General features: G+C 71.8%; 20 protein-coding genes. 7 read left to right on the top strand and 13 right to left on the bottom strand.

The features are described from left to right. Positions 1-61: 61 nt before the first annotated feature. Positions 62-943: a formyltetrahydrofolate deformylase gene (gene purU / locus ACFZBP_RS22660; RefSeq protein ID WP_383447446.1), complete on the bottom strand. Its 882-nt coding sequence runs from the start codon at positions 941-943 to the stop codon at positions 62-64. 108 nt (positions 944-1,051) lie between these two features. Beyond that, on the bottom strand, positions 1,052-1,552 hold the full coding sequence (locus tag ACFZBP_RS22655; RefSeq protein ID WP_383447443.1) for a hypothetical protein: 501 nt from the start codon (positions 1,550-1,552) through the stop codon (positions 1,052-1,054). Between the two features lie 117 nt (positions 1,553-1,669). Here ACFZBP_RS22655 and ACFZBP_RS22650 point away from each other — a divergent pair, with 117 nt between their 5' ends. After that, positions 1,670-2,980 carry an ABC transporter substrate-binding protein gene (locus ACFZBP_RS22650; protein WP_391415546.1) on the top strand — a complete coding sequence of 437 codons (1,311 nt, stop codon included), beginning with the start codon at positions 1,670-1,672 and terminating at the stop codon, positions 2,978-2,980. Between the two features lie 27 nt (positions 2,981-3,007). Here ACFZBP_RS22650 and ACFZBP_RS22645 read toward each other — a convergent pair whose 3' ends face one another. Both ACFZBP_RS22645 and ACFZBP_RS22640 read right to left on the bottom strand, forming a co-directional pair. Continuing rightward, a complete protein-coding gene (locus ACFZBP_RS22645) occupies positions 3,008-4,873 on the bottom strand; it encodes a hypothetical protein (protein ID WP_391415544.1) in 1,866 nt (621 codons plus the stop codon). Between the two features lie 202 nt (positions 4,874-5,075). After that, entirely contained in the window at positions 5,076-6,461 is a 1,386-nt protein-coding gene (locus ACFZBP_RS22640) for a transcriptional regulator (protein ID WP_391415542.1), read from the bottom strand. A 318-nt stretch (positions 6,462-6,779) separates the two neighbouring features. On the opposite strand from ACFZBP_RS22640, the gene ACFZBP_RS22635 reads away from it, so the two are divergent. The 3 genes from ACFZBP_RS22635 (at position 6,780) to ACFZBP_RS22625 (ending at position 9,901) form a co-directional block, all read left to right on the top strand. Then, positions 6,780-7,442 carry a bifunctional DNA primase/polymerase gene (locus tag ACFZBP_RS22635; protein ID WP_383447431.1) on the top strand — a complete coding sequence of 221 codons (663 nt, stop codon included), beginning with the start codon at positions 6,780-6,782 and terminating at the stop codon, positions 7,440-7,442. Between the two features lie 90 nt (positions 7,443-7,532). Continuing rightward, positions 7,533-8,303 carry an ATP-binding cassette domain-containing protein gene (locus ACFZBP_RS22630; RefSeq protein ID WP_391415540.1) on the top strand — a complete coding sequence of 257 codons (771 nt, stop codon included), beginning with the start codon at positions 7,533-7,535 and terminating at the stop codon, positions 8,301-8,303. Then, the gene (locus ACFZBP_RS22625) at positions 8,300-9,901 is read left to right on the top strand and encodes a transporter (RefSeq protein WP_391415537.1); all 1,602 of its coding nucleotides are present in this window, start codon (positions 8,300-8,302) and stop codon (positions 9,899-9,901) included. The genes ACFZBP_RS22630 and ACFZBP_RS22625 overlap by 4 nt, the downstream gene beginning before the upstream one ends. A gap of 435 nt (positions 9,902-10,336) precedes the next feature. Here the strand turns inward: ACFZBP_RS22625 and ACFZBP_RS22620 are convergent, their stop codons facing one another. Then, positions 10,337-11,218, bottom strand: coding sequence for an alpha/beta fold hydrolase (locus tag ACFZBP_RS22620; RefSeq protein ID WP_391415535.1), 882 nt, complete (start codon positions 11,216-11,218; stop codon positions 10,337-10,339). Between the two features lie 590 nt (positions 11,219-11,808). Next, positions 11,809-12,501 (bottom strand): metal-dependent transcriptional regulator, encoded by a 693-nt coding sequence (locus ACFZBP_RS22615; RefSeq protein WP_004000347.1) that lies wholly within the window; start codon positions 12,499-12,501, stop codon positions 11,809-11,811. A 327-nt stretch (positions 12,502-12,828) separates the two neighbouring features. On the opposite strand from ACFZBP_RS22615, the gene ACFZBP_RS22610 reads away from it, so the two are divergent. Continuing rightward, entirely contained in the window at positions 12,829-13,584 is a 756-nt protein-coding gene (locus tag ACFZBP_RS22610; protein WP_391415531.1) for a sugar isomerase domain-containing protein, read from the top strand. Here the strand turns inward: ACFZBP_RS22610 and ACFZBP_RS22605 are convergent. The 3 genes from ACFZBP_RS22605 to pdxH all read right to left on the bottom strand — a co-directional run bounded on the left by ACFZBP_RS22605 (position 13,572) and on the right by pdxH (position 16,676). Further along, on the bottom strand, positions 13,572-15,002 hold the full coding sequence (locus tag ACFZBP_RS22605; RefSeq protein WP_391415529.1) for a PAS domain-containing protein: 1,431 nt from the start codon (positions 15,000-15,002) through the stop codon (positions 13,572-13,574). The two genes, ACFZBP_RS22610 and ACFZBP_RS22605, sit on opposite strands and share 13 nt — an antisense overlap. A 175-nt stretch (positions 15,003-15,177) precedes the next feature. After that, positions 15,178-15,642, bottom strand: coding sequence for a GNAT family N-acetyltransferase (locus ACFZBP_RS22600; RefSeq protein ID WP_383447412.1), 465 nt, complete (start codon positions 15,640-15,642; stop codon positions 15,178-15,180). Between the two features lie 347 nt (positions 15,643-15,989). After that, positions 15,990-16,676 (bottom strand): pyridoxamine 5'-phosphate oxidase, encoded by a 687-nt coding sequence (gene pdxH / locus ACFZBP_RS22595; protein ID WP_383447407.1) that lies wholly within the window; start codon positions 16,674-16,676, stop codon positions 15,990-15,992. Between the two features lie 308 nt (positions 16,677-16,984). Between pdxH and ACFZBP_RS22590 the strand changes: the two genes are divergently transcribed. Both ACFZBP_RS22590 and ACFZBP_RS22585 read left to right on the top strand, forming a co-directional pair. Continuing rightward, positions 16,985-18,085 carry a citrate synthase 2 gene (locus tag ACFZBP_RS22590; RefSeq protein ID WP_383447404.1) on the top strand — a complete coding sequence of 367 codons (1,101 nt, stop codon included), beginning with the start codon at positions 16,985-16,987 and terminating at the stop codon, positions 18,083-18,085. 290 nt (positions 18,086-18,375) lie between these two features. Then, on the top strand, positions 18,376-19,821 hold the full coding sequence (locus tag ACFZBP_RS22585) for a protein kinase (RefSeq protein WP_391416084.1): 1,446 nt from the start codon (positions 18,376-18,378) through the stop codon (positions 19,819-19,821). A gap of 51 nt (positions 19,822-19,872) precedes the next feature. Here the strand turns inward: ACFZBP_RS22585 and ACFZBP_RS22580 are convergent, their stop codons facing one another. The 4 genes from ACFZBP_RS22580 to ACFZBP_RS22565 are packed head-to-tail and all read right to left on the bottom strand — an operon-like array spanning position 19,873 to position 23,408. After that, entirely contained in the window at positions 19,873-20,454 is a 582-nt protein-coding gene (locus tag ACFZBP_RS22580; protein WP_391415525.1) for a hypothetical protein, read from the bottom strand. A gap of 34 nt (positions 20,455-20,488) precedes the next feature. Further along, positions 20,489-21,112, bottom strand: coding sequence for a TetR/AcrR family transcriptional regulator (locus ACFZBP_RS22575; RefSeq protein WP_383447396.1), 624 nt, complete (start codon positions 21,110-21,112; stop codon positions 20,489-20,491). Then, positions 21,100-21,834 (bottom strand): enoyl-CoA hydratase family protein, encoded by a 735-nt coding sequence (locus ACFZBP_RS22570; protein WP_383447393.1) that lies wholly within the window; start codon positions 21,832-21,834, stop codon positions 21,100-21,102. The genes ACFZBP_RS22575 and ACFZBP_RS22570 overlap by 13 nt, the downstream gene beginning before the upstream one ends. Next, entirely contained in the window at positions 21,831-23,408 is a 1,578-nt protein-coding gene (locus tag ACFZBP_RS22565; RefSeq protein ID WP_391415522.1) for an AMP-binding protein, read from the bottom strand. The genes ACFZBP_RS22570 and ACFZBP_RS22565 overlap by 4 nt, the downstream gene beginning before the upstream one ends. Between the last annotated feature and the right edge of the window lie 19 nt (positions 23,409-23,427).

The following is a 23,427-nucleotide window of genomic DNA, read 5'->3' as shown; positions in this document are numbered from 1 at the left end:
GCGTGGGCGCGAGCAATCACAGACCGCCCGCAGCCGCCCCGAAACAGCTGAACCCGAGCTCCTAGGCGAAAACGACCGTCCGCCGCCCGTTCAGCAGAATCCTCCGCTCGGCATGCCACTTGACGGCCCGAGCCAACGCCTGGCACTCCACATCGCGCCCGATCGCGACCAGCTGGTCCGGCGTCACGTCGTGCCCGACCCGCTCGACCTCCTGCTCGATGATCGGCCCCTCGTCGAGGTCGGCCGTCACATAGTGTGCCGTCGCGCCGATCAGCTTCACACCGCGCGTGTGCGCCTGGTGATACGGCTTCGCACCCTTGAAGCTCGGCAGGAAGGAGTGGTGGATATTGATGATCCGCCCGCTGAGCGCCTTGCACAGGTCGTCGGAGAGCACCTGCATGTACCGGGCGAGCACGACCAGCTCGACACCCTGCTCCCGCACGATCTCCAGCAGCCGCGCCTCCGCCTCCGCCTTGTTGTCCTTGGTCACCGGGATGTGGTGGAAGGGGATGTCGTACGACCCCACGAGTTCGGCGAAGTCGGTGTGGTTGGAGACCACGGCGGCGATCTCCACAGGAAGCGCCCCGATCCTGGCGCGGAACAACAGGTCGTTCAGACAGTGCCCGAACTTGCTGACCATCAGCACGACCCGCATCTTCTCCTCGGCCCGATGGATCTGCCAGTCCATCTGGAAGGAGTCCCCGATCGCCGCGAAGCTCGCCCGCAGCTTGTCGACCGTCACCGGCGCGTCCGCCGAGAAGTGGACCCGCATGAAGAACAGTCCCGTGTCGTGGTCACCGAACTGCTGGCTGTCCTCGATGTTGCAGCCGGTCATGAAGAGGTAGCTCGACACGGCGTGCACGATGCCCTGCTTGTCGGGGCAGGACAGGGTGAGGACGTACTGGTCGGCGGGGACCGCGGCTCGGGTGGACTGCTGGTTCATGCAGGACAGGTTCCCATATCCGCCCCGCCCCGGGGACAGTCGTCCGTCACGCGGACCGCATGAGCGAACCGTCCACGCGAACCCGCCTCAGACCCCCACGCGAACCGCCTACGCGGACCGCGTCATGATCGCCAGCACCTCGAGCGTGCGCGGCGGCGCGTCCGGGTCCTCGCCGTCGGCCATGGACATCCGGACATGCGCGTCCCGAGCCGCCCGCACCGCCTCCGGCCAGCCCTGGTTCTCCAGGTACGCGGAGACCTGCGCGTCCGGCCCGACCTGGTGCATGATCCGCAGCACCCGCAGCACGGCGGTGTCGACGAGCGCCGCCTCCTGCGAGTCGCGGAAGATCGTCCCTACGTATTTCTCAGCGGACCAGTTGTCCAGCCAGGTGTCCTCGACGAGGCGGTAGACGGCGTCGGTGACGTCGCCGTACCCGTCGACACCGGCCAGCCAGACGTCCCGCTGGAACACCGGATCGGAGAGCATGTGCAGCGCGGAGCGCACATTGCTGCGCCAGCGCCACCACGGCATGTCGTTGAGTGGCATGCCGCCCATGGTGGAGGAGCGACGGCCGCGACGGGAAGAGCTATCCGAACCTTGCACGGTCATCGATCGTACGTTCCCCCTCACAGGTGTCTCACCGACCCCCGCAATTCACCTTGCCGTCACTGAACCATAACCAAGGGTCACGCCAGGGTTAGTGGTGTGGCGGAATCGTGCGTATCCATGACCGGCAGGCGACGCACCCGCAGCACCGTCCTCCCCACGATCACCAACCGGCCCGTCCGAGCCTCCGCACGCACCGCGGCGGCGCTGGTGGCGTGTGCGTCGCTGGCCGCCGGATGTGGTGTCATCCCCGGTACCACGGGGGGTTCCGGGGATGACACGATCACCGTGATGACCTGGGCGCCGCAGAACACCAAGTCGACCAACAAGCCCGGCATGCCCGCCCTCGCCCAGGCCTACGCGCGCTGGATCAACGCCCACGGCGGCCTCGGTGGCCGCAAGCTCAAGGTCCTCACCTGCAACGACCACAACGACAGCGTGGCCGCCGCGGCCTGCGCCGACCGCGCGATCGAGGAGAACGTCGTCGCGGTCGTCGGCTCCTACAGCCAGTACGGCGACACCTTCCTGTCCTCGCTGGAGGGCGCCGGCATCCCCTACATAGGCGGCTACGGCATCACCAACGCCGAGTTCACCAGCCCGGTCTCCTACCCCGTCAACGGCGGCCAGCCCACCCTCCTGGCCGGCCTCGGCCGGGAGCTGGCCCGCACCTGCGGCCCCATCGCACTGGTACGCCCCGACAGCATCGCGGGCGACGAACTGCCGCCGCTGCTCAACTCGGGCCTGCGCGCGGGCGGACACCCGGCCGCGGGCGACCAGCTGGCCGCCGAGGACGCCACGGAGTACGACAGCCAGTCGGAGCGGGCGCTCAGGTACTCCACGACCGGCCTCACCGAGCGCGGCTGTGTGGTGCCCGCCCTCGGCGACCGCACCACCACCTTCATGGACTCCTTCCGGCGCACCCGCGAGAACCACACCGACGTGCGCACCGCCACCGTCCTCGGCAGCGTCGACCAGACCGTGATCAACGCGAACGGCGGGGCGTCCAGCCCTTACGAGGGCTCGTACATCACCGGCTGGTACCCCGTGGCGAGCGACACGCGGTGGGACCCGATGAAGAAGGTGATCAGCGAGCAGGCCTTCGGCGACAACCGCATCGACCCCGCGGACGCCGGCGTACAGACCACGTGGATCGCGTACACGGTCTTCAAGAAGGTCGTCGAGTCGCTGGGCGACGGCGCCGTGACCGCCGACTCCGTGCGCGGCGCCCTGAACAAGGGCCTGAAGGTCTCCACCGGTGGGCTCACCCCGGCGCTCCAGTGGAAGTTCCAGGACGTCCTCGCCTCCGTCGGCTACCCCCGGCTGGTCAACCGCAAGGTGAGCCTCCAGGTCGTACGCGAGGGCAGGCTGGTGGCGGCCCGTAAGAACTTCATCGACGTGACCAGGACGCTGCAGAGCGCCGAGCTGAACTGACCGCCCGGCGCCCCGGCCACCGCCGCCCTACAGCTGGGTCGGCTGGCGCTCGGTCAGCCCGTACTTCTTGGCGATGCCGTTCCACAGCTGCGCGGCCGATTTCTTCTGCTCGCTGGCCGTGCCGCTGGCCCGGTTGCCGGCCTGGGTCTGGCTGGTGGAGCGGGCCTGGCCCTTCTTGCAGAGCTGTTTCTTCTTGGCCGCCACCTGGTCCGCCCACGCCGCGTAGTGGTTGTCGGCGGACGCCGACGCCTGCCACGCCTTGGTCAGCGCGGTGGTCAGCTCGGTGTGGCTCGGGAGCTGGTCGACGGAGAGCTTGGACAGGTCGGTGACCAGCTGGTTGCGCTGCTTGGCCGCGCCCCGCAGATCGGTGGCGGCCTGCGCGAGGTTGCCGCAGGACTTCACGGCAGCGACCGCGTTGATCACGGCCGTACGGCTGTCCCCGCTGTCCGCCAGCAGCTTGTCCAGGGCGATCGCCTGCCGCTCGGCCGGATCCTCGGACGGCGACGGGGAGCCCTCGGTCGCCGGAGCCGTCGCGGAGACCGGCCGGTTGTCGTCGCCGCCCTTCTGCTCGTCCCCGCCTCCACCGGCGAGCATCGCGCCCGCGCCGATGCCGAGGACGGCGATGCCCACCCCGACCGCGGCCATGAGCGGCACCCGGGATCCCGTACGACGGCCCCCGCGGCCGCCCCCGCCGATGTCATCGGCGTTCGTCCCGTGCGGTCCGGGCTGTCCGTGCGGTCCGGGCGGTCCGGGCGGGAAGTAGCCGGTCTCGCGCGCACCCTGCGGCTGCGGCTGCTGGAAGCGCGGCAGCTGCTGCGTGGCGCCGGCCGGGGCCGCACCGCCCGGCTCACTGCGGAAGAGGTTGTCGAAGTCGGAGAGCGGCTGCCGCCCCGGCCCCGGCTGGGGTGCCCCGCCCGGCGGCCCGGTCACCGGCGGGATGTACTGGGTGGCGTCGGCGTCGGATCCGGCCGGCGTCGGCATCGCGCCGCCCTGCGGACCTGCGCCGCCGCCCTGCCGGGCCCGCCCCAGGATCTGCGTGCTCTCACCGGGCACCTCGGGCGGCAGCGCCCCGGGCGCCACCGGCGGGATGTACTGCGTCGCTCCTTCATCCACGCCGGACGCGGGGGACGCGGCGACGGGCGGCATGTACTGGGTGGCGCCCTCGTCGGCCGGGGGCAACGGCGCCCCGAAGCCACCGGCACCGGCCTGCGGCAGCGGTGCGGCGGGCGGCATCGGCGCGCTCGGGCCGGCCTGCTGGGCAGGCGGCAGCGCGCCGTCGAAGCCGGGAGCACCGTACGCCTGGCCACCGCCCGGAGGCAGCGGCGCCGACGGTCCGCCACCCTGACCGTACGGCGGCTGCGGCTGCTGCGGGTACTGCTGCTGCGCAGGCAGCTGCGATCCGCCGGCCGGCGCACCATGGCCGTACGCCGACGTGCCGTGCGGGGCGCCCTGCACTCCGCCGCCGTACGACACGCCCTCCGCCGGCAGCGGCTGGGACGGCGCACCCCCGGCCTCCGGCGCCGCACCCCACGGCGCCGGCGACGGCGCCGCACCTGCGTGCCCACCCGGGTACGGCTGCTGCGACTGCTGCGGTTCCTGCCCGCCCCAGGACTGGCCGGCCGGCGTGCCCCAGGACTGGGCCGGCGGGGCCGGCGGTTGCGGGGAGGGTGCCTGCGGGGTCTGCTCGGGTCCCCACGGGTTGCCCCAGGACTGGCCGCCCGGCGGTGCCGAGGGCTGGGGCGTGGTCGGCGGGGTGGGCGGCACCGGCGTCGGCCCGCCGCCCTGCCCGCCGGTCATGCCCGGCAGCAACGGCTCACCGCCGTCGGAGGGCAGCACGATGCCTTCGCGCGCGGGTCGCGCCGAGGGCTCCTCGCCCCGTCCACTCTGCGTCACCGGGACTCCTACTAATGGGGGACCTTGTGAATCGTCGGCTCACGCTACCGGGTCCGCCGATCCGCGTGCTACGCAGCTCAGGACGTGACCTGCATCGCTGTGACCGCCGTAACAATCCCGGCCCCCCATCCGCTACATACGCCCCCCTTTCCTCACCGGAGCCTTCGTTTCCCTGCCGTTCACGCCCTGGTGCCCCCTGGTTTCACGCCGCCGCCTGAAGATCAAGTCGCGCCCCGAACTCCCTTACCACGGGCTCGTCCCGGAACGGCTCCAGTCGCTGCTGGAAGTCCTCCAGGTACTCGGCGCCCCGGTTGGACCGCAGGGTCTCCAGCAGCTCCACCGCCTTCAGCCCGGTGTGGCAGGCCTGTTCGATCTCGCGCTGCTGCACCTGTGCCGTGGCGAGCAGCACATAGCCGATCGCCCGGCGCCGCGCCTTGGTCTCCGGGAGCCCGGCCAGCGACTCCTCCGCGCGCCGCGCAGCCGCCTCGGCCTGGCCGAGGTCACGGTGGCAGTGCGCCAACTCGTCGGCGAGATAGGCCTCGTCGAAGTGCGCGATCCAGGCCGGGTCGTCCCCTGCCTCGGCGTCCGCGCCCTCCAGCGCGGTCACCGCCCGCCCGGACGCCAGCTGGGCGGCCCGCGCGTCCCCCATCAACGCGTGCCCTCGCGCCTCGGCGGCATGGAACATGGCCTCCGCGCGCGGGGTCACGCGCCCCCGCGCCCCCTCCTGCGCCGCCCGCGCCAACTGCGCGATCTCACGCGGGTTCCCGAGCTGCGCGGCCAGGTGGCTCATGGAGGCGGCCAGCACGTACCCGCCGTACCCCCGGTCTCCGGCCGCCTGTGCGAGGCGCAGCGCCTGGATGTAGTACCGCTGGGCGAGCCCCGGTTGGCCCGTGTCGACGGCCATGTACCCGGCGAGCTCGGTCAACCGCGCGACGGCGGCGAAGAGTTCCCGCCCGACCCCCTCCCGGTACGACCCGGCCAGCAACCCGGAGACGACACTGTTCAGATAGTGCACGACGACCGGGCGCACATGCCCGCTGCCGTACTGGTGGTCAAGGTCCACGAGCGCCTGTGTCATCGCCCGCACCGCCTGCACATCGGACTGCCCCACGCGCGGCCCGGCCGAGCGGGACACCTGGGAGTCCGGCGACGAGATCAGCCAGTCGCGGCTGGGCTCGACCAGCGCGGAGGCGGCGACGGAGGAGCCGGACAGGAAGTCCCGGCGCCCCACGTCGCTGCGCCACAGCTCACAGACCTGCTCGATGGCCCCCAGTACCGTCGGCGAGAACTGGAGACCCACGCCGGAGGCGAGGTTCTTGCCGTTGGCCATGCCGATCTCGTCGATCGTGACCGTACGGCCCAGCTTGCGGCCGAGCGCCTCCGCGATGATCGCCGGTGCCCGCCCCCTAGGCTGCTGTCCCCGCAGCCAACGCGCCACCGACGTCTTGTCGTAGCGCAGATCGAGGCCGTGCTCGGCGCCGCACATGTTGACCCGACGGGCCAGCCCGGCGTTCGAGCAGCCCGCTTCCTGGATGAGCGCCTGCAGCCGTTCGTTCGGCTGTCGCGCGACGAGAGGCCTTGCGGCCATGGCGTACCCCCTGTGGCTGCGGTGCCTGCCCACGCACCGAGTTGACGTGTCGTTCACGGCGGAAGTCCGGCGCGGGGCACTGGCTGCGCACCACAGGTTTCCGGCCGTGAAGATCAATGCCCCGTCGGCATACCGAAAATGCGAGGCTTGCGAGGATTGCCGGGGTAAAGGCAGTAGCCGACCCCACAATGGGCTACCCAGCTCCGACCACGGATCCTCCCGCGCGCCCCCACACATGCACCCATGCGCCCCAGATGAGGAATCGATGCTCCTCCCCCGCGCGCGCTACCCCCGTAACTACAGGTGGGTGGGGGAGTTGTGTTCAGCGTGGAAGAGACGATCCCGGCCACCGAAGCCGCACAGATTCCGAAGCAGCGCGGGGAAACGCTGCTGGAGACCGCCGTTCGCTACGCCGAGGAGCGTCACTGGGACGTGTTTCCAGGGACCTGGCTGGAAGCCGTCGACGGCGTGCAGCTCTGCTCCTGTGACGACCCCGCGTGCCCCGCGCCCGGCGCGCACCCCGCGCGCCCCGACTGGGAGACGCAGGCGACCGGGAGCGCGACGGTCGCGCGCCGGATGTGGCAGAAGCAGCCGAACGCTTCGATCCTGCTGCCGACGGGGCGCACCTTCGACGCGATTTCCGTCCCGGAGACGGCCGGGTTTCTCGCGCTGGCCCGGATGGAGCGGATGGAGCTGACGCTCGGGCCGGTGACGTTGACGCCGGACCGTCGGATGCACTTCTTCGTGTTGCCGGGTGCGTCGGTGAAGGTGCCTGACCTGGTGCGCAAGCTGGGGTGGTCGGTCGGGTCGCTGGATCTGGTCGCGCTCGGTGAGGGGGCGTGGGTGGCCGGGCCGCCGACTCGGTTCGGGTCGCGAGGGGCTGTGCAGTGGGCCTGCCGACCGACGCCGGCGAATCGGTGGTTGCCGGATGCGGAGGAATTGATCTCGCCGCTCGCCTATGCGTGTGGGCGGGATCGGTAGCGCCTTCTCGTCTGCCGGGTTCGGTTGATCGGCGACTGCGGGATCGTTGTGGTTGGTCGCGCAGTTCCCCGCGCCCTTAGGTTGGCTTCCATGACGTCGGCCGTGAGTGTGCAAGGGCTATGGAAGCGGTTCGGGCAGCAGGTTGCTGTTGCCGGGATCGATCTGGAGTTGCCCGCCGGGAAGTTCATCGGGCTGGTCGGTCCCAATGGGGCCGGGAAGACCACGACCCTCTCCATGGTGACCGGGTTGCTGCGGCCCGATCAGGGGGCCGTCTCGGTCGTCGGGCACGACGTCTGGCGGGACCCCGTCGAAGTGAAGGCACGGATCGGAGTGCTGCCTGAAGGGCTTCGGCTCTTCGAGCGGCTCTCCGGACGGGAGTTGCTCGCGTACTCGGGGCGGTTGCGCGGGCTTCCCGGTGCCGAGGTCGACAAGCGGGCCACGCAACTGCTGGACGTCCTCGATCTGGCGGGGGCGCAGCACAAGCTGGTCGTCGACTACTCGACCGGTATGCGCAAGAAGATCGGGCTCGCGGCAGCGCTCCTGCACAACCCCGAAGTGCTGTTCCTGGACGAGCCGTTCGAGGGCGTCGACCCCGTATCCGCCCAGACCATCCGGGGCGTACTGGAGCGCTACACCGCCTCCGGCGCGACCGTCGTCTTCTCCTCCCACGTCATGGAGCTCGTCGAGTCGCTGTGCGACTGGGTCGCCGTGATGGCCGCCGGACGCATCCGCGCCCACGGCACCCTCGCCGAGGTGCGCGGAGACGCGGCCTCGCTGCAGCAGGCGTTCCTGGAACTCGTCGGCGCGCACGGCCGCGACGCGGGCACGGACCTGGACTGGCTGGGCGGCGGGGCGCGATGAGCGCCGACGTGACGGGGGTGACCGCGGTCGTCGTACGGCTGAAGCTGTCGCTGCTCCGCAACGGACTGCGGCAGTCCGGTGGCCGGCGGGCCGCCTACATCGCCTCGGCGGTCGTGGTGTTCCTCTTCGCCGCGCTGCAACTCCTCGGCCTGGTCATGCTGCGCGACAACGCGCACGCCGAGACCGTGGTCGTCCTCGTGGTCGCGGTGCTCGCGCTGGGCTGGGCCGTGATGCCTTTGTTCTTCCCCGGCGGGGACGAGACCCTCGACCCGACCCGGCTGGTGATGCTGCCGCTGCGCCCCCGGCCCCTGGTCCGGGCCCTGCTCGCGGCCTCGCTGGTCGGCATCGGCCCCCTGTTCACGCTGTGCCTGTTCATCGGTTCGGTGATCGCGGTCGCGCACGGCGGGTTGGCGTACGTCGTCGGCGTCCTCGCCGTCGTCCTGGCGCTGCTGGTGTGCGTGGCGCTCGCGCGGGCCGTCGCCGCGGCCAACATCCGTCTGCTGACCAGCCGTAAGGGCCGGGATCTGGCGGTGCTGAGCGGCCTTGTCATCGCGGTCGGCGCGCAGGTCGTGAACTTCGGGGCGCAGCGCCTGGGTTCATCGGGTCTGACCCAGCTCGATCCGGCGGCGAACGTGCTGCGCTGGGTGCCGCCGGCGTCCGCGTTCGGGGCGGTGCGGTCGGTGAGCGAGGGTGCGTACGGCATCGCCGCTCTCCAACTCGCGCTGACGGCGGCCGCGTTGGTCGCCCTGATCGCCGTATGGTCACGCCACCTCACCCGGCTGATGACCTCGCCCGACGGCTCCACGCTCCAAGCGGTGACCGACGCCGCCGTACGCGACCGCGCCCCCTCCGGTGCGGCCCGCCTCCTGCCAGCCGGCCGCACCGGCACCGTCATGGAACGCAGCCTGCGCTACGTCTGGCGCGACCCGAAGACCAAGGCGGCCTGGGTGACCTCGCTCGCCATCGGCCTGATCGTGCCGCTGTTCAACGCCCTGCAGGGCACCGGCTCGATCTACTTCGCCTGCTTCGCGGCCGGGATGCTCGGCATCCAGATGTACAACCAGTTCGGGCAGGACACCTCCGCGTTCTGGATGGTCGCGATGACGATCTCGTCCCCCCGGGACGCCTACGTCGAACTACGCGGCCGAGCCCTGGCCCTGCTGCTGATCACTCTCCCCTACGCCACTCTCGTCACCGTCCTGACCACAGCACTCCTCGGCGACTGGCCGGCGCTCCCCGAGGCCCTCGGCCTCTCCTTCGCCCTCCTCGGCGCCATGCTGGCGACCGGCGCCTGGACCTCGGCCCGCTTCCCGTACTCCATCCCACAGGAGGGCTACAAGAACGTCGCCCCCGGCCAGACGGGCCTGGCCTGGATCTCCATCTTCGGCGGCATGATCGCAGCAGCCCTCCTCTGCGCCCCCGTCATCGCCCTGACCATCTGGCTGAACCTGCGGGAGGACGGGGACACCTGGACCTGGCTGCTACTCCCAGCGGGCGCGGCCTACGGCGCGACAACCACCTGGCTGGGCCTACGTCTGGCGGCCCCACGTACGGCAGCCCGCCTACCGGAGATCCTCACGGCGGTGAGCAAGGGCTGACGGAACCTCGACGGCGCACGTCCCTACAACGCCGCCCAGGGACGCGCGGCTGGCATCGACATACGGCCCCGCCACATGGCCACAACAAGCCCCCACAGCCACCACGACAGCGAACAACGACCGACGGCCCTGCCCGGCACGGGAGCCCGCACCTCTCAGGGACGCGGGGCGAGGGCCGACGGTCCTACCCGACGCCGGGACCGCCACCCCCTCAGGGGCGCGGGGCTATATCGATAAGCGGCTCCGCCACGTGGGCGCGACCAGCCACAGCGCCCGGCAGCCACCACGGCAGCGAACAAGAGCCGACGGCCCTGCCCGACGCAGGGGACCCGCAACCCCTCAGGGGCGCGGGGCTGTCTCGATATGCGGCTCCGCCGCGTGGGCGCGACCAGCCACAACGCACCCGCGGCCGCCCTCAAACAGAAGCCCGGGACCTCATAGGCGCCCGGCCTCCCCAGTGGAGCGCACCGCGTCCAGGAACGGCTCGATCGCCGCCCGCCATCCCTCCGGCTGGTCGTAATGCACCAGATGTCCCGCGTCGGCCACCTCCGCATACTCCCCGCGCGGCAGTACCCGCACCATCTCCTGCGCCTCGGCCCGCCCCAACTCCCCGTCCAGCCCCCGCACCACAAGCGCGGGGCACTGAACCTGCGCCAGTTCCTCCCAGTGCGCGTCGAACACCCACGTCTCCCGCGACCGCAGCATCTGCTCCGGCTCGAAGACGGGCCGCCACCCGTCCTCGCACTCGTGCATCACCTCGGCGTAGAACTCTCCGCGCGCGGCATTGGGCCGCTCCACCCAGGGGTCGTCCTCACCGAACCACTTGCGCACATCGGCGAGCGTGGCGAAGGGAACGGGCCAGGACTTGAACCAGTCCGACCACTCCCGCTGCGAGGCCGAACCGAGCGCGGACGCCCGCATGTCGCAGATGATCACGCCCCGCACGAGGTCGGGCCGTTTGGCGGCGAGCTGCCAGGCGGTCAGGGCACCCATGGCGTGGCCGATGAGGACGGCGGGGGCGAGACCGAGCTGTTCGAGGGCGGCCTCGGCATCGTCGACATAGGCCTCGCGCGTGAAGTCGGCCTGCGAGGACTTGCCACTGCGACCGTGGCCGCGCTGGTCCAGTGCGACGGCACGGTGCCGTTCGGAGAGCCAGCGGGCGGTGGAGGCCCAGTGCGAGGCGCGGCCCATGAGGCCGTGCAGTAAGAGGACACCGAGCGTGCCGTCGTGCTCGGTTTCGTCCTTGGGTGGGTCGCCGAACTCCCAGGCCTTGAGACGTACGCCGCCCGTCCCGGTCACGTCGATGCGCCGCGCCATAGGTCCTGGCACCCCCCTAGCTCCGCTCGGACCGCTCGAGCCGGCCGGTCCTGTGAACCGTGTCCTGCCTGCCGTGCCTCGCACACGATGTGCATGTCCTGTGTGTCTGACGTGATCTTATGCGCACACCCTTGAAGCGCACGTTCCGCACGATCCGTCACCCGCAGACTATCGAACTCCTATTCGAAAATGCCGTCCCTGCGGCCAACACCCCTCGTTCGAGTGACCCCCCTCAAGGATTGATCGTGGCCGCCGAGGGGAGATCTTCACCGGGAGGCGGACCGATCGGGGAAACCGGTCCGAGGGGAATGACCCTGAGAGCTCGGGGCTCCGGGTCAGCACAGGGGAGGACAGGCCCCGGCGCCACATGGCGCCGGGGCCCTCTCCGCATTCATGGCACATCCGCCCGCCCCTTCCCCGGCCGGACGCATCGCTGTCGATCACGGCCAAGAGCTCTCAGGTCGTATGCCTCACGCGACAGACTGGCACGCGAATCGGCGGAGCGCTGCGATTCGACGTACTGATCTTGGAATGGACGAGATCACCACAACTCCCGCTCGCCCACCGGGAGTTACTCGAGAAGAGAGACCTCAGCGCTTCGCGACGAACACATGCGAGGCGACGTCCGCCTCCAGCTCGGCCGCCTCACCACCGCTACCGACCAGCACCCCGCCGGCGGACTCGGTCACGCTCACCACCGAACCGGGCTGCACCCCGGCCCGACGCAGCGTGTACATCAGCTGGGCGTCCGTCTGGATCGGCTCCCCGATCCGCCGCACCACGACCGTCTTGCCCTCGACACCCGGGTCCAGATCGGCCAGCGACACCATGCCCTCGTCGAGGAACGGGTCGGCGCCGTCCTTCTCGCCCAGCTCTTCCAGCCCCGGGATGGGGTTGCCGTACGGCGACTCGGTCGGATGCCGCAGCAGCTCCAGCACGCGCCGCTCCACGGCCTCACTCATCACGTGCTCCCAGCGACACGCCTCGGCGTGCACCTGCTCCCACTCCAGCCCGATCACGTCGACGAGCAGACACTCGGCCAGCCGATGCTTGCGCATGACGCGCGTGGCCAGCCGCCGCCCCTCGTCCGTGAGCTCCAGATGCCGGTCGGAGGCCACGGACACCAGCCCGTCCCGCTCCATCCGCGCCACCGTCTGGCTGACGGTCGGCCCACTCTGGTCCAGCCGCTCGGCGATACGGGCGCGCATGGGGACCACACCTTCCTCCTCCAGCTCGAGGATGGTGCGGAGATACATCTCCGTGGTGTCGATCAGTCCGGACATACGTGCCCCTCGATTAGCTCTGCGTTTGGCTCAGCCGGAAGCGAGACAGCTCCACGACGCGTGCGCTGGCCCTGCCCTCAATTCTGCCGGATACCACTGACAACCGTGCCGCGCCGCCAAAACCAGCGATTTCCCAGCCGCCCCCCTGCTGGGCGACCCCCACGGCGTGCCGGCCCCGTACGGCGACACGGCCCCGACCCCCAACCCACCGAACCGCGCTACGCGAACCCCCACCGAACCGCAACGGGCCGCCGCAGGCCGTATTGACACCACACTGGTCCAGACCGCACGGTGATCCGCAACACACCGACCCCCGGAGGCCCCCGCATGAGCGACAGCAAGCCGGCCGACCAGTTCTTCGACGCCGCGATCACCCTCCTCCAGCGGGCCCGCGACGAGGAAGCGGAGAACATCGAGGCAGCCGGCACCCTGCTCGCCGACACCGTCGCAGCCGACGGCCGCCTGTTCGCCTTCGGCGCCGGCCACTCCTCCCTCGCCGCCCAGGACCTCGTCTACCGCGCGGGCGGCCTGGCCCTGATGAACCTGCTCGCCGTCCCCGGCGCGGTAGGCGTGGACGTCATGCCCGCCACCCTCGGCTCCGCCCTCGAACGCGTCGACGGCCTGGCGAGCGCCGTCCTCGACAGCTCCCCCCTCCGCGCAGGCGACGCCCTGGTGATCATCTCCCTCTCGGGCCGCAACGCCCTCCCCGTGGAGATGGCCATGAGCGCCCGCACCCGGGGCGTGCGGGTCATCGGCGTGACATCAGTGGCGTACGCCTCGGAGACGAAGTCCCGCCATGTCTCCGGCACCTACCTCAAGGACCACTGCGACATCGTCCTCGACTCGAAGATCGCGATCGGCGACGCGGAACTCACCCTCGACACCATCCCCGCCCCCTTCGCCCCCGCGTCCACGGTCGTCACGGCCGCACTCCTCCAGGCCGTCATGGCCACCGCGGCCGCCTCCCTCGCCGCCCGCGGCATCGAGCCCCCGCTCCTGCGCTCCGGCAACGTCGACGGCGGCCTCGACTGGAACAGCCGGGTGTTCGAGCAGTACGGCGACAGGATCTTCTACCGCCGCTGACCCGGCCCCAGCACCCCGGCCAGATCCAACGCGGCAGCGATCCGCACGGCGACGTCCTCCGCGTACACCGCGTCACTCCGCTCGAACGCACTCCGACCAGCGCCCCGCAGAAACGTCACGACGCCCAACGTCCGCCCCCGGCTGCGCAACACCGCGCACAGCGCGTGCACCGCGTCCGCCGGCCACTGCCGCCCCACCGCCCACGCGCGCGCCTGCTCCGCCGCCATGCTGCCCGCGTCGGCCCGCACCGACCCGGCCCGGGCCACGCACTGCAGCGCCGGATGCCCCTCGGCGTACCGCACCGGCAGCCCGGCCTCTCCGCCGAGCAGGCTCGGCCCGGGCGCACCGGAGGGCGTCACGGCGACCCGTACGAGCCGCACCGGACCCGAGGCCTCCTCGTCGGCGTCCGAATCCGCCACCGCGCCGCCCGCGACCCGGTCGATCAGCGCGTGATCGGCGAACCCGGCCAGCGCGAAGTCGAGGTGCACGGTCGCCGCGTCAGCGGGGTCGTCGCACTCCGCGGCGGCGCGCGCGGCCCGATGCAGCTGATTGGTCCGGAACCGCAGCAGCGCGGCCTCCTGCTCGGCCTGCTTGGCCTCGGTCATGTCCTGGAAGAGCCAGCCCACGCCCAACGGCACGGGCTCCTCCGCGAGCGGCGAGGCCAGCCGTACGAAGCCACAGCGCCAGCACCGCCGCCGCTCACCCTCCGGCGTCCGTACGCTCACCCAGATCTCGGCGGGCGCCGGCGGCGCGCCCTCCGCGAGCACATGGGTGAGCGCGCTCTCCAGTTCCTCGACGCCCTGGGCGAGCAGGTCCCCGAGCGGCCGGCCGAGCACGGACGTACGGCCGATACCGAGCGCACGCGCCGCGTGGGCGTTCACCACGGCCGGTCGCAGATCGGCGTCCACCAGCACGACACCCCACGACGCGTCCTCGAACAGTGCCTCGCTCAGCGCGATCGACCGCTCCAGATCGATCTGCGCGTGCACCTCGCTGAAGGCGCAGTACACCCCGGCGGGCTTGCCGTCCGGACCGCGCACGGCCGCCGACTGGGTGCGTACGAGCACCCGCCCGCCGTCCTTGGTCAGCAGCGCGAACTCGTGCACCTGCCGCCCGGGAGCGTCCATGGCGGACATCAGCCGCGCCTCGACCTCCTCGGCGTCGGCCTTGCGCACCGCCCACCCGGCGAAGCCGTGCCGGCCGACCGCCTCGGTCGCGCTCCATCCGAGGATGCGCTCGGCCTCGCGGTTCCAGTGGGTGACGACCCCGTCCGCGTCGAAGGCGCACAGGGCGGCGTCCATCCCGTCCAGCAGTGCGGCCAACAGATCGGAGCCACCCGACGAACCCTCCGGACCGTCCCGCTCGGGTTCGTCCGGCCCCAGCTCGTCGGTGGTCCCACTACGCCGGGAAGCACTCACCTGGACCCCCTGCCAAGCCTGCCAAGCTGCGTCCGCACGTACGACGCGTCGGTTCGCTCACTCGCCATCATCTAACTGGAACGTGATGCAGCACACACCGAGTTCCCACAAGATTGAAGGAATCGTTGTACGGCGGAAATCCCTGAAGACCGGCCGCAGGCGCCACGCCCCATCCTCACGCCTCGCTGACCTCGAAGCCTGCCCAGCGCAACGTCAGCCACACCTCGTTCTCGTCCTCCGGCGCCACATACCGGTCGACCTCCACAAACCCGCGCTTCTCGGCGAACCGGAGCCCGTCCTCGTTGGCGGTGAGGATCACGGTCCGGATCTCCCGGGCCCCGAGCACGCGCGCGTGCGCGAGTCCGTCCTCGTACAGCGCGGCACCGAAGCCCCGCCCCCGGTACTCGGGCAGCACGCGCGCGATGACGGTCGCCGCGCCCTCGTCGCCCTGCGGCGGCCGTACGGTCGAGCAGCCCACGAGGGCGTCCCCGAGGTAGGCGTTGCGCAGCTGATGCCGGCCACTGCGCTCGCGCACCTCGTCCAGGCTCAGCTCGTCCGGCGGCACGATCACGTTGTGGACGTGGCGCCACTCCCGGAGCATGGCGTCGCCGTCCGCCGGCACAATCCGCAGTTCTGTCATGTACGGAACGCTAGGTGACCAGCGCCGATCCCGTCCAAGGAAAAAAGACTTGATCGGGCGGCGAGGCGCTTCTTAGTGTGAGGGCACACGAGAAGGGAGGTGGTTCGGCAGATGTATGAATACCGGACGCGTGAGGTGGCTGCGGGCTAGCGGCCCGTCACCCCACCCAGTGCGGTGCCGGACCAGCACGTGACAGACGCGTGCAGCCGGCCCAATCCCAGCAGTCACCCGACCCGCGAGCTCGCCGGTACGTCCGGCCGGCTCCTCCGCCCCGGCGGAGGAACCCGAGCTCGCGGGTCGTCTGCTTTCCACCGGCTCGCGATCGGGTCGCCGCCCCCGGCCACGGCTCAGGGACTCAGCCGCTCCACACGCCAGCTGCCGTCCTGCTCCGCCGCGTACCGCAGCCGGTCGTGCAGCCGGTTCTCCCGCCCCTGCCAGAACTCCACCGTCCGCGGCGCCACCCGGAAGCCGCCCCAGTGCGGCGGCACCGGCACCTGCTCGCCCTCGGGATAGCGCGCGGCGAGCTCGGCGTACGAGGCGTCGAGGTCCGCGCGGGTGGCGACGACCGAGGACTGGGCGCTGGCCCAGGCGCCGAGCTGGGAGCCGTGCGGGCGGGTGCGGAAGTACGCGGCCGTCTCGTCCCGCCCGGTGCGCCGTGCCACGCCCGTGACGATGACCTGGCGGGCCATCGCGTGCCAGGGGAAGAGCAGGGAGACATACGGGTTCTCGGCGAGGTCGCGGGCCTTGCGGGAGTCGTAGTTGGTGAAGAAGACGAAGCCCTGCTCGTCGAACTGCTTCAGCAGGACCGTACGGGAACTGGGCCGCCCTTCGGCGTCCGCCGTGGAGACGATCATCGCGTTCGGCTCGAAGAGGTGGGCCTCCGCCGCGGCCTGTTTGAACCAGCGCGCGAACTGTTCGACGGGAGTGGCGGCCAGGTCGTTCTCGGCGAGGCCCTCGGCCCGGTACTGCTTGCGCATCGCGGCGGGGTCGAGGGGGACGGCGTCTCGGTCGGTCACGCCGTCATCTTGCCGCATACGGCCAACGCCGTCCCGGAGTGTGCCCGCCCCGGCACCGCCTGGCACTGAGTGCCGCAGGACCTCCTCAGCGGTGGCACTCGGGGTTATCGTGCTGTTGCCGGTCCGGTTGGATGACTGTCAGCCGTACGGGGCATCACACGGGTACGCCCCGGACCGCGAGTCCGCCGTGGCCCGGAGAACCGGCAAGGCCCGGAATCCGAGTCCGTGACCGTGGAACCACCGGCGTACGCCCACCGCCGCAGACCGACATGTGGTCGTTCCACCCGACAACCCCATCCGTCGCACACATCACGAGGAGCCGCCTGATGTCCGACTTCGTACCCGGACTCGAGGGAGTCGTCGCGTTCGAGACGGAGATCGCCGAACCGGATAAGGAGGGCGGCGCACTCCGGTACCGGGGCGTCGACATCGAGGACCTGGTCGGCCATGTCTCGTTCGGCAACGTCTGGGGACTGCTCGTCGACGGTGCCTTCCGGCCCGGCCTGCCGCCCGCCGAGCCCTTCCCGATCCCCGTGCACTCCGGCGACATCCGCGTCGACGTCCAGTCGGCGCTCGCCATGCTGGCCCCTGTGTGGGGCCTGAAACCCCTGCTGGACATCGGAGAGGACCAGGCCCGCGACGACCTGGCCCGAGCCGCCGTCATGGCCCTGTCCTACGTCGCCCAGTCCGCGCGCGGCCAGGGGCTGCCGATGGTGCCGCAGCGCGAGATCGACAAGGCTCAGTCCGTCGTCGAGCGCTTCATGATCCGCTGGCGTGGCGAGCCCGACCCCAAGCACGTGGCCGCCGTCGACGCCTACTGGACGTCCGCCGCCGAGCACGGCATGAACGCGTCCACCTTCACGGCCCGCGTCATCGCCTCCACCGGCGCCGACGTGGCCGCCGCGCTCTCCGGTGCCGTAGGGGCCATGTCCGGCCCGCTGCACGGCGGGGCGCCCTCCCGGGTGCTGCACATGATCGAGGAGATCGAGCGCACCGGCGACGCCGAGGCCTATGTGAAGCAGACCCTCGACAAGGGCGAGCGCCTCATGGGCTTCGGCCACCGCGTCTACCGCGCCGAGGACCCCCGCGCCCGCGTCCTGCGCCGCACCGCCCGCGAGCTGGGCGCGCCCCGTTTCGAGGTCGCCGAGGCGCTGGAGAAGGCGGCCCTGGAGGAGTTGCACAACCGGCGTCCGGACCGGGTGCTGGCCACGAACGTGGAGTTCTGGGCCGCGATCATGCTGGACTTCGCGGAGGTCCCGGCGCACATGTTCACCTCCATGTTCACCTGTGCCCGTACGGCGGGCTGGTCGGCGCACATCCTGGAGCAGAAGCGCACCGGCCGCCTCGTGCGCCCCTCCGCCCGCTACATCGGCCCGGGCCCGCGCGACCCGCGCGAGGTCGAGGGCTACGCCGACATCGCCCACTGATCCGCCGATCCCGCCGATCCCGGGGAGGCCTGCGGCTGTTCCCCGCAAGCCCCGGGGTCCCCGGAACCCCCTCCGGCGGGCCGGTGCCGGTGCCGGTGGCGATGCCGTACGGACCGTGACTGATCCACTGCGCCAGTATGCTGGGGCGGCTGCGGCCATCCCACCATCACCCGTCCCCACGTGGTGAGTTGCGGCCTGCGGCGATCGGGACGTCTCACGGCATGAGGGATGGGGATCAGGTGCTGATAGCGGGCCGCTACCGGCTGGCCGAGTCGATCGGACGCGGGGGGATGGGGGAGGTCTGGCGGGCCTACGACGAGACGCTCGCCCGGGAGGTGGCCGTCAAGCTTCTGCTGCCCCAGGACACCGACCCCACCGCCACCTCCCGGTTCCGGCTGGAGGCGCAGACGGCGGCGCGGATCGACCATCCGAACGTGGTGGGCGTCCGGGACTTCGGCGAGTACGACAACCGGCTCTTCCTGGTGATGGAGCTCATCGAGGGCCCCAGCCTCGCCACCACGCTCACCCGGTCCGGCGCGCTGCCCGCCGAACGCGTGGCCCGGATCGCCGCCCAAGCCGCCGCGGGGCTGGCGGCCGCGCACCGGCAGGGCATCGTCCACCGGGACATCAAGCCCGGCAACCTGCTCCTGGACGCCGACGGCACCCTCAAGATCGGTGACTTCGGGATCGCCCGCTTCATGGACGACCCCGGCGCCGCGCTGACCGCGACGGGGCAGATCGTGGGCACGAGCCTCTACCTGGCCCCAGAGCGTGCCCTGGGCAAGCCGGCGGGCCCGGCCTCCGACGTCTACGCGCTGGGCTGTGTGCTGTACCAGCTGCTCACCGGCCGCCCGCCCTTCCAGGCCGACACGGCCGTCGCCATCCTGCACCAGCACCTTGACGCCGTGCCCGTGCCGCCCCGCGAACTGGGCGTCCCCGGACTTCCGCCGGCCTTCGAGAACTACCTCCTCGGCCTGCTCGCCAAGGAGCCCGAGCACCGGCCCGCCGCTCAGCAGGCCGCCGACTGGTTCGCCGACGGCGCCTGGCTGGGGCGGCCGCAGCCGCTGCCGGACGCGACGGCGCCGGCGGCCCGTCGGCCCACGGTCGCGTCGGCGTCCGCCGCCGGGTCGCAGCAGGTGGGTGAGACCAGCAACCCGACCACGTACATGCTGCCCTCCGCCCAGGGGACGGCCTCCACCACGGGGTCCAGACCCGGGCCGGGGTCCGGATCCCGGTCCAGATCCGGCGGCAGATCCGGCGGCAGATCCGGCGGCAGGCCCAGATCCGGGTCGAGATCCAGGACCGGCTCCACGTCCACGTCCCGGAGCCGCGTGGTGTTCACAGCGGCCGCGGCGGCGCTCTTCATGGCCGCGATGCTCCTCGGGATGCTGTGGTTCTCCCCCGACAAGACGGGCACCGAGGGCACGAAGTCCGAGATCCCGACCGGCACGAGCGCCTCCGTGCCGCCCCAGACGACCGCCCCCTCCCCGACGGCCTCCCCGACCCCGGCCGCGCGAACGAGCCTCCCGCAGAACGGCCAGACGGACGAGCAGGCGGACGAGCTGCGCAAGCAGCGCGAACAGGCGGAGCGGGAGCAGGCGAAGCAGGAAGAGGAACAGCGGCAGCAGCGCGAGCGGGAGCTCGAAGAGCAGCAGAAGCTTCAGCGGGAGCTGGAGAAGCAGCGCGCGGCGCAGCAGGACGACGATGACGGCGGCCTCGGCGAGGACGACGACTGACGGGACGGCGGGACTGCGGGGCGGCAGGGCGGCGGGACGAGGGGCCCCGGGTCAGAGCTTGCCCCAGACGTAAGCCGTCCGGTGGCCGTCCAGCAGCTCGGATACTCGGCTGCGGAACTCCTCGGTGAACCGCGGCCAGTTCCAGAACTCGAAGCCGAGGTGGGCGAAGGCGAACCACTCGTCGGCCCAGGTCCAGTCGGGCAGGGGGACGGAGTCGGCGCACGCGGGACAGTCGACCTGGGCGGTGCCCGTCTTGTGCCAGGTGTCGATGGCCCTGGCGAACGGCGCCCAGACGTCCTCGAGCAGGTCCCACCCGTCGCTGGTCAGCCGGGTGGTGACGCCACAGCGCGGACAGGTCACCGCCTCCGGTTCGCCCTGCCCGCTGTGGAAGACGGTGCGCCCGGTGTAGACGGCGAGACCGTCCCAGAGATCCCGGTCGGCGTCCTCCGGAGCGGCCACCCGCCGCCAGTTCGGGCCCGGGGGATGGCCGAGCGGCTGGCCGAGCACGCAGTCCGTGCGCTCGGCGAGGACGATGCCCTCGGCCACCAGCCACGCGACGACCCGCTCGGCGAGCCGCTCCGCCTGCCCCGGGGTCGCCTGGAGGTCGACGATCGTCTGGAAGTGATCACCCATGCCCGAACCGTAGACCCCGGCACTGACAACGCCCTCAGCCCAACGCCTCGTCCAGCAGCGCCGCCCATTGCGCGACCACGCGGTCCCGGCGTGTCGTGTCGTCCGTGAGCAGGTTGGCCAGGCCCAGTCCGCGGGCCATGTCCAGCAGACCCTGCACGGATTCGCGGGCGCCCGGCCGGGACTCGTCGGCGCCCAGCAGGTCCACCGCGATCCGATGGGTCTCGCGGCCCACGCGGGCCTCCAGCTCCGTGACCCGCGGCCGTAGCTGCTCCTCGTTCGACGCGGCCACCCACAGATGCAGCGCCGCGCGGAACAGCGGGCCGGTGTAGAGGTCCACCAGCGCCGACACCACCACCCGGCGGTCCCCGGCAGCACCCTCGGGGAACAGCGCCCGCAGCGCCGTCGAACGCTCCTCGGCGACGTACTCAACGGCCGCCGTGAAGAGGTCCTCGCGGGTCGGGAAGTGGTGCTGGGCCGCGCCTCGGGAGACGCCGGCGCGTTCGGCGACGACGGAGACCGTGGAGCCCGCCCAGCCGTGCTCGGCGAGGCAGGCCACGGCGGCCTCCAGGAGCCGTTGCCGGGTGGCCCGGCTGCGGTCCTGCTTGGGCACGCGGTCCGCTCGGTCCACGCGGTCGCCGACTGTGCTCACACCGCCCATTCCGGATCCCGTCTTTCTAGGAAGGCCGTCATCCCCTCGCGGGCCTGCGCGGAGGAGAACAGCCTGGCCGAGAGCGCGGTCAGGTCGGCCGCGTCCCGGTCGAAGGTCTCCAGCACCTTAGCCGTGAGCAGCGCCTTCGTCTCGGCCAGGGCCTGCGGGGAGGCCCGGCGCAGGCCGTCCAGGACCGGGGCCAGGGCGTCGTCGACGTCCTCGCCCGCCACCGTCAGCAGGCCGATGCGGGCCGCCTCCGGGGCCGTGAAGCGTTCGCCGGTGAGGTAGTAGCGGGCCAGGGCGCGCGGGTCGGTGCGGGGCAGCAGGGGCAGCGAGATGACCGCGGGGGCGACGCCTATGTGGACCTCGCTGAAGGCGAAGGTGGCCCGCGCCGACCCGGCGGAGATGTCACAGGCCGCGAGCAGGCCGAGGCCGCCCGCGCGGACGTGGCCGGTGACCCGGGCGACGACCGGTCTGGGCAGTTCGACGATCTGCCGGAGCAGCGCCACCAGTGCGTCCGGGGGCGGCGGGTGGCGCAGGTCGGCGCCCGCGCAGAACGTGTTGCCGGTGTGGGTGAGGACGATCGCGCGTACGTCGGCGTCCTTGGCGCAGTCGGTCAGCGCGTCGGTCAGCTCGCCCACGAGGGCGGCCGAGAGCGCGTTGCGGTTGGCCGGGGAGTCGAGGGTGAGGGTCTCGACGCCACGCGCGCGCGTGCGGCCGATCAGCGTCATGTGTGCTCCCTCGGTGTCCGCAGTTCGCGGCGCAGGATCTTGCCGGAGGCGGCCCGGGGGACGCCGTCGATGAAGGTGACCTGACGGACGCGTTTGTACGGGGCGACGCGTTCGGCGACGTACATCATGACCTCGCCCTCGGAGAGGTCCGTGGCGGTGGGCCGACGGACCACGTGGGCGTGCGGGACCTCGTTGCCGTCGTCGTTGTAGACGCCGGTGACCGCCGCGTCGGCGATGCCGGGGTGGGTGAGCAGGAGAGCCTCCAGTTCGGCGGGGGCCACCTGGAAGCCCTTGTACTTGATCAGTTCCTTGACGCGGTCCACGACGAACAGCCAGCCGTTCGCGTCCACATGGCCCACGTCCCCCGTGTGCAGCCAGCCGTCGGCGTCGATCATCGCGGCGGTGGCGTCGGGGCGGCCGAGGTAGCCCTTCATGACCTGCGGGCCGCGGATGAGGATCTCGCCGGACTCGCCGGTGCCGAGGTCCTTGTCGGGGTCGTCGAGGGAGACGATCCGCATCTCGGTGCCGGCGATGAGCCGGCCGACGGTTCCGGCGGGGGCGTCCCGCATCGCGGCCAGCGGGACGACGTGGGTGCCGGGGGACAGTTCCGTCATGCCGTACGCCTGTCCCACGGGCGGCAGGCCCAGGCGCTGCGAGCAGGCCACCGCGAGCTTGGCGTCCAGGGGCGCGGCGGCGCTGACGACGTACTTCAGCGACGACAGGTCGTACTGGGCGACCAGCGGGTGCTTGGCGAGGGCGATGACGATCGGCGGGGCGACGTACAGGCCGGTGATGCGGTGGTTCTGGATGGCCGCGAGGAAGGTCTCCAGGTCGAAGCGGGGCAGCACGACGACCGTCGCGCCCTGCCTCAGGGGCGCGTTCATCAGGGCGGTGAGGCCGTAGATGTGGAAGAAGGGCAGCACGGCGAGGATGCGGTCGCCGGGGGCCGCCGATATCGCGGGTTCGAGCTGGGCGAGGTTGGTGGCGATCTGGCGGTGGGTGAGCATCACGCCCTTGGGGATGCCGGTGGTGCCGGAGGAGTACGGCAGGGCGGCGACGTCCGTGACGGGGTCGATGTCGACCTGTGGTTCGGGTGCGGCGGAGGCCAGCATGTCGATGAGCGACCGGTGCCCCGGGGCGCTGTCGCACACGAAGATCTCCCGTACGCCGCCCGCGAGTTCGGCCGCCCGGCGTGCCACCTCCAGCAGCGGCGAGACGGTGACGATCCAGCGGGCCGCGGAGTCCTTCAGCTGCTTGGCGAACTCCTCGGGCGTGGCGAGCGGGTGCACGGTCGTGACGGAGGCACCCGCGCGCGTGGCGGCGTAGAACGCCGTCGGGAAGGCCACCGTGTTCGGGCTGTGCAGCGCGAGCACGTCGCCCTTGCGGACGCCGGCCTCGGCGAGGGCGGCGGCGACCCGCCGGTGGAAGCGGTCGAGCTGCTCGTAGGTGAGGGTGGTGCCGTCCGTGCCGTCGACGAGCGCGGGCGTGTCCCCGAACTCGGCGGCCCGGCCCAGTACGGCCTCGTGGATGGGGAGTTCTACGGCCGGGACGTCTGCGTACTCGCTGCGGAACACGGTTCCTCCTCGCGACACG

Source organism: Streptomyces sp. NPDC008086 (assembly GCF_042957325.1).
Classification (GTDB): Bacteria; Actinomycetota; Actinomycetes; order Streptomycetales; family Streptomycetaceae; genus Streptomyces.
The sequence above is the reverse complement of the archived record's forward strand: the minus strand, read 5'-3'. Positions and strand labels throughout refer to the sequence as shown.

Coding starts and splice junctions, on each gene's coding strand:
- purU (WP_383447446.1), bottom strand. CDS start 943: ATGAACCAGCAGTCCACCCGAGCCGCGGTCCCCGCCGACCAGTACGTC.
- ACFZBP_RS22655 (WP_383447443.1), bottom strand. CDS start 1,552: ATGACCGTGCAAGGTTCGGATAGCTCTTCCCGTCGCGGCCGTCGCTCC.
- ACFZBP_RS22650 (WP_391415546.1), top strand. CDS start 1,670: ATGACCGGCAGGCGACGCACCCGCAGCACCGTCCTCCCCACGATCACC.
- ACFZBP_RS22640 (WP_391415542.1), bottom strand. CDS start 6,461: ATGGCCGCAAGGCCTCTCGTCGCGCGACAGCCGAACGAACGGCTGCAG.
- ACFZBP_RS22630 (WP_391415540.1), top strand. CDS start 7,533: ATGACGTCGGCCGTGAGTGTGCAAGGGCTATGGAAGCGGTTCGGGCAG.
- ACFZBP_RS22625 (WP_391415537.1), top strand. CDS start 8,300: ATGAGCGCCGACGTGACGGGGGTGACCGCGGTCGTCGTACGGCTGAAG.
- ACFZBP_RS22620 (WP_391415535.1), bottom strand. CDS start 11,218: ATGGCGCGGCGCATCGACGTGACCGGGACGGGCGGCGTACGTCTCAAG.
- ACFZBP_RS22615 (WP_004000347.1), bottom strand. CDS start 12,501: ATGTCCGGACTGATCGACACCACGGAGATGTATCTCCGCACCATCCTC.
- ACFZBP_RS22610 (WP_391415531.1), top strand. CDS start 12,829: ATGAGCGACAGCAAGCCGGCCGACCAGTTCTTCGACGCCGCGATCACC.
- ACFZBP_RS22600 (WP_383447412.1), bottom strand. CDS start 15,642: ATGACAGAACTGCGGATTGTGCCGGCGGACGGCGACGCCATGCTCCGG.
- pdxH (WP_383447407.1), bottom strand. CDS start 16,676: ATGCGGCAAGATGACGGCGTGACCGACCGAGACGCCGTCCCCCTCGAC.
- ACFZBP_RS22590 (WP_383447404.1), top strand. CDS start 16,985: ATGTCCGACTTCGTACCCGGACTCGAGGGAGTCGTCGCGTTCGAGACG.
- ACFZBP_RS22585 (WP_391416084.1), top strand. CDS start 18,376: ATGGGGGAGGTCTGGCGGGCCTACGACGAGACGCTCGCCCGGGAGGTG.
- ACFZBP_RS22580 (WP_391415525.1), bottom strand. CDS start 20,454: ATGGGTGATCACTTCCAGACGATCGTCGACCTCCAGGCGACCCCGGGG.
- ACFZBP_RS22575 (WP_383447396.1), bottom strand. CDS start 21,112: ATGGGCGGTGTGAGCACAGTCGGCGACCGCGTGGACCGAGCGGACCGC.
- ACFZBP_RS22570 (WP_383447393.1), bottom strand. CDS start 21,834: ATGACGCTGATCGGCCGCACGCGCGCGCGTGGCGTCGAGACCCTCACC.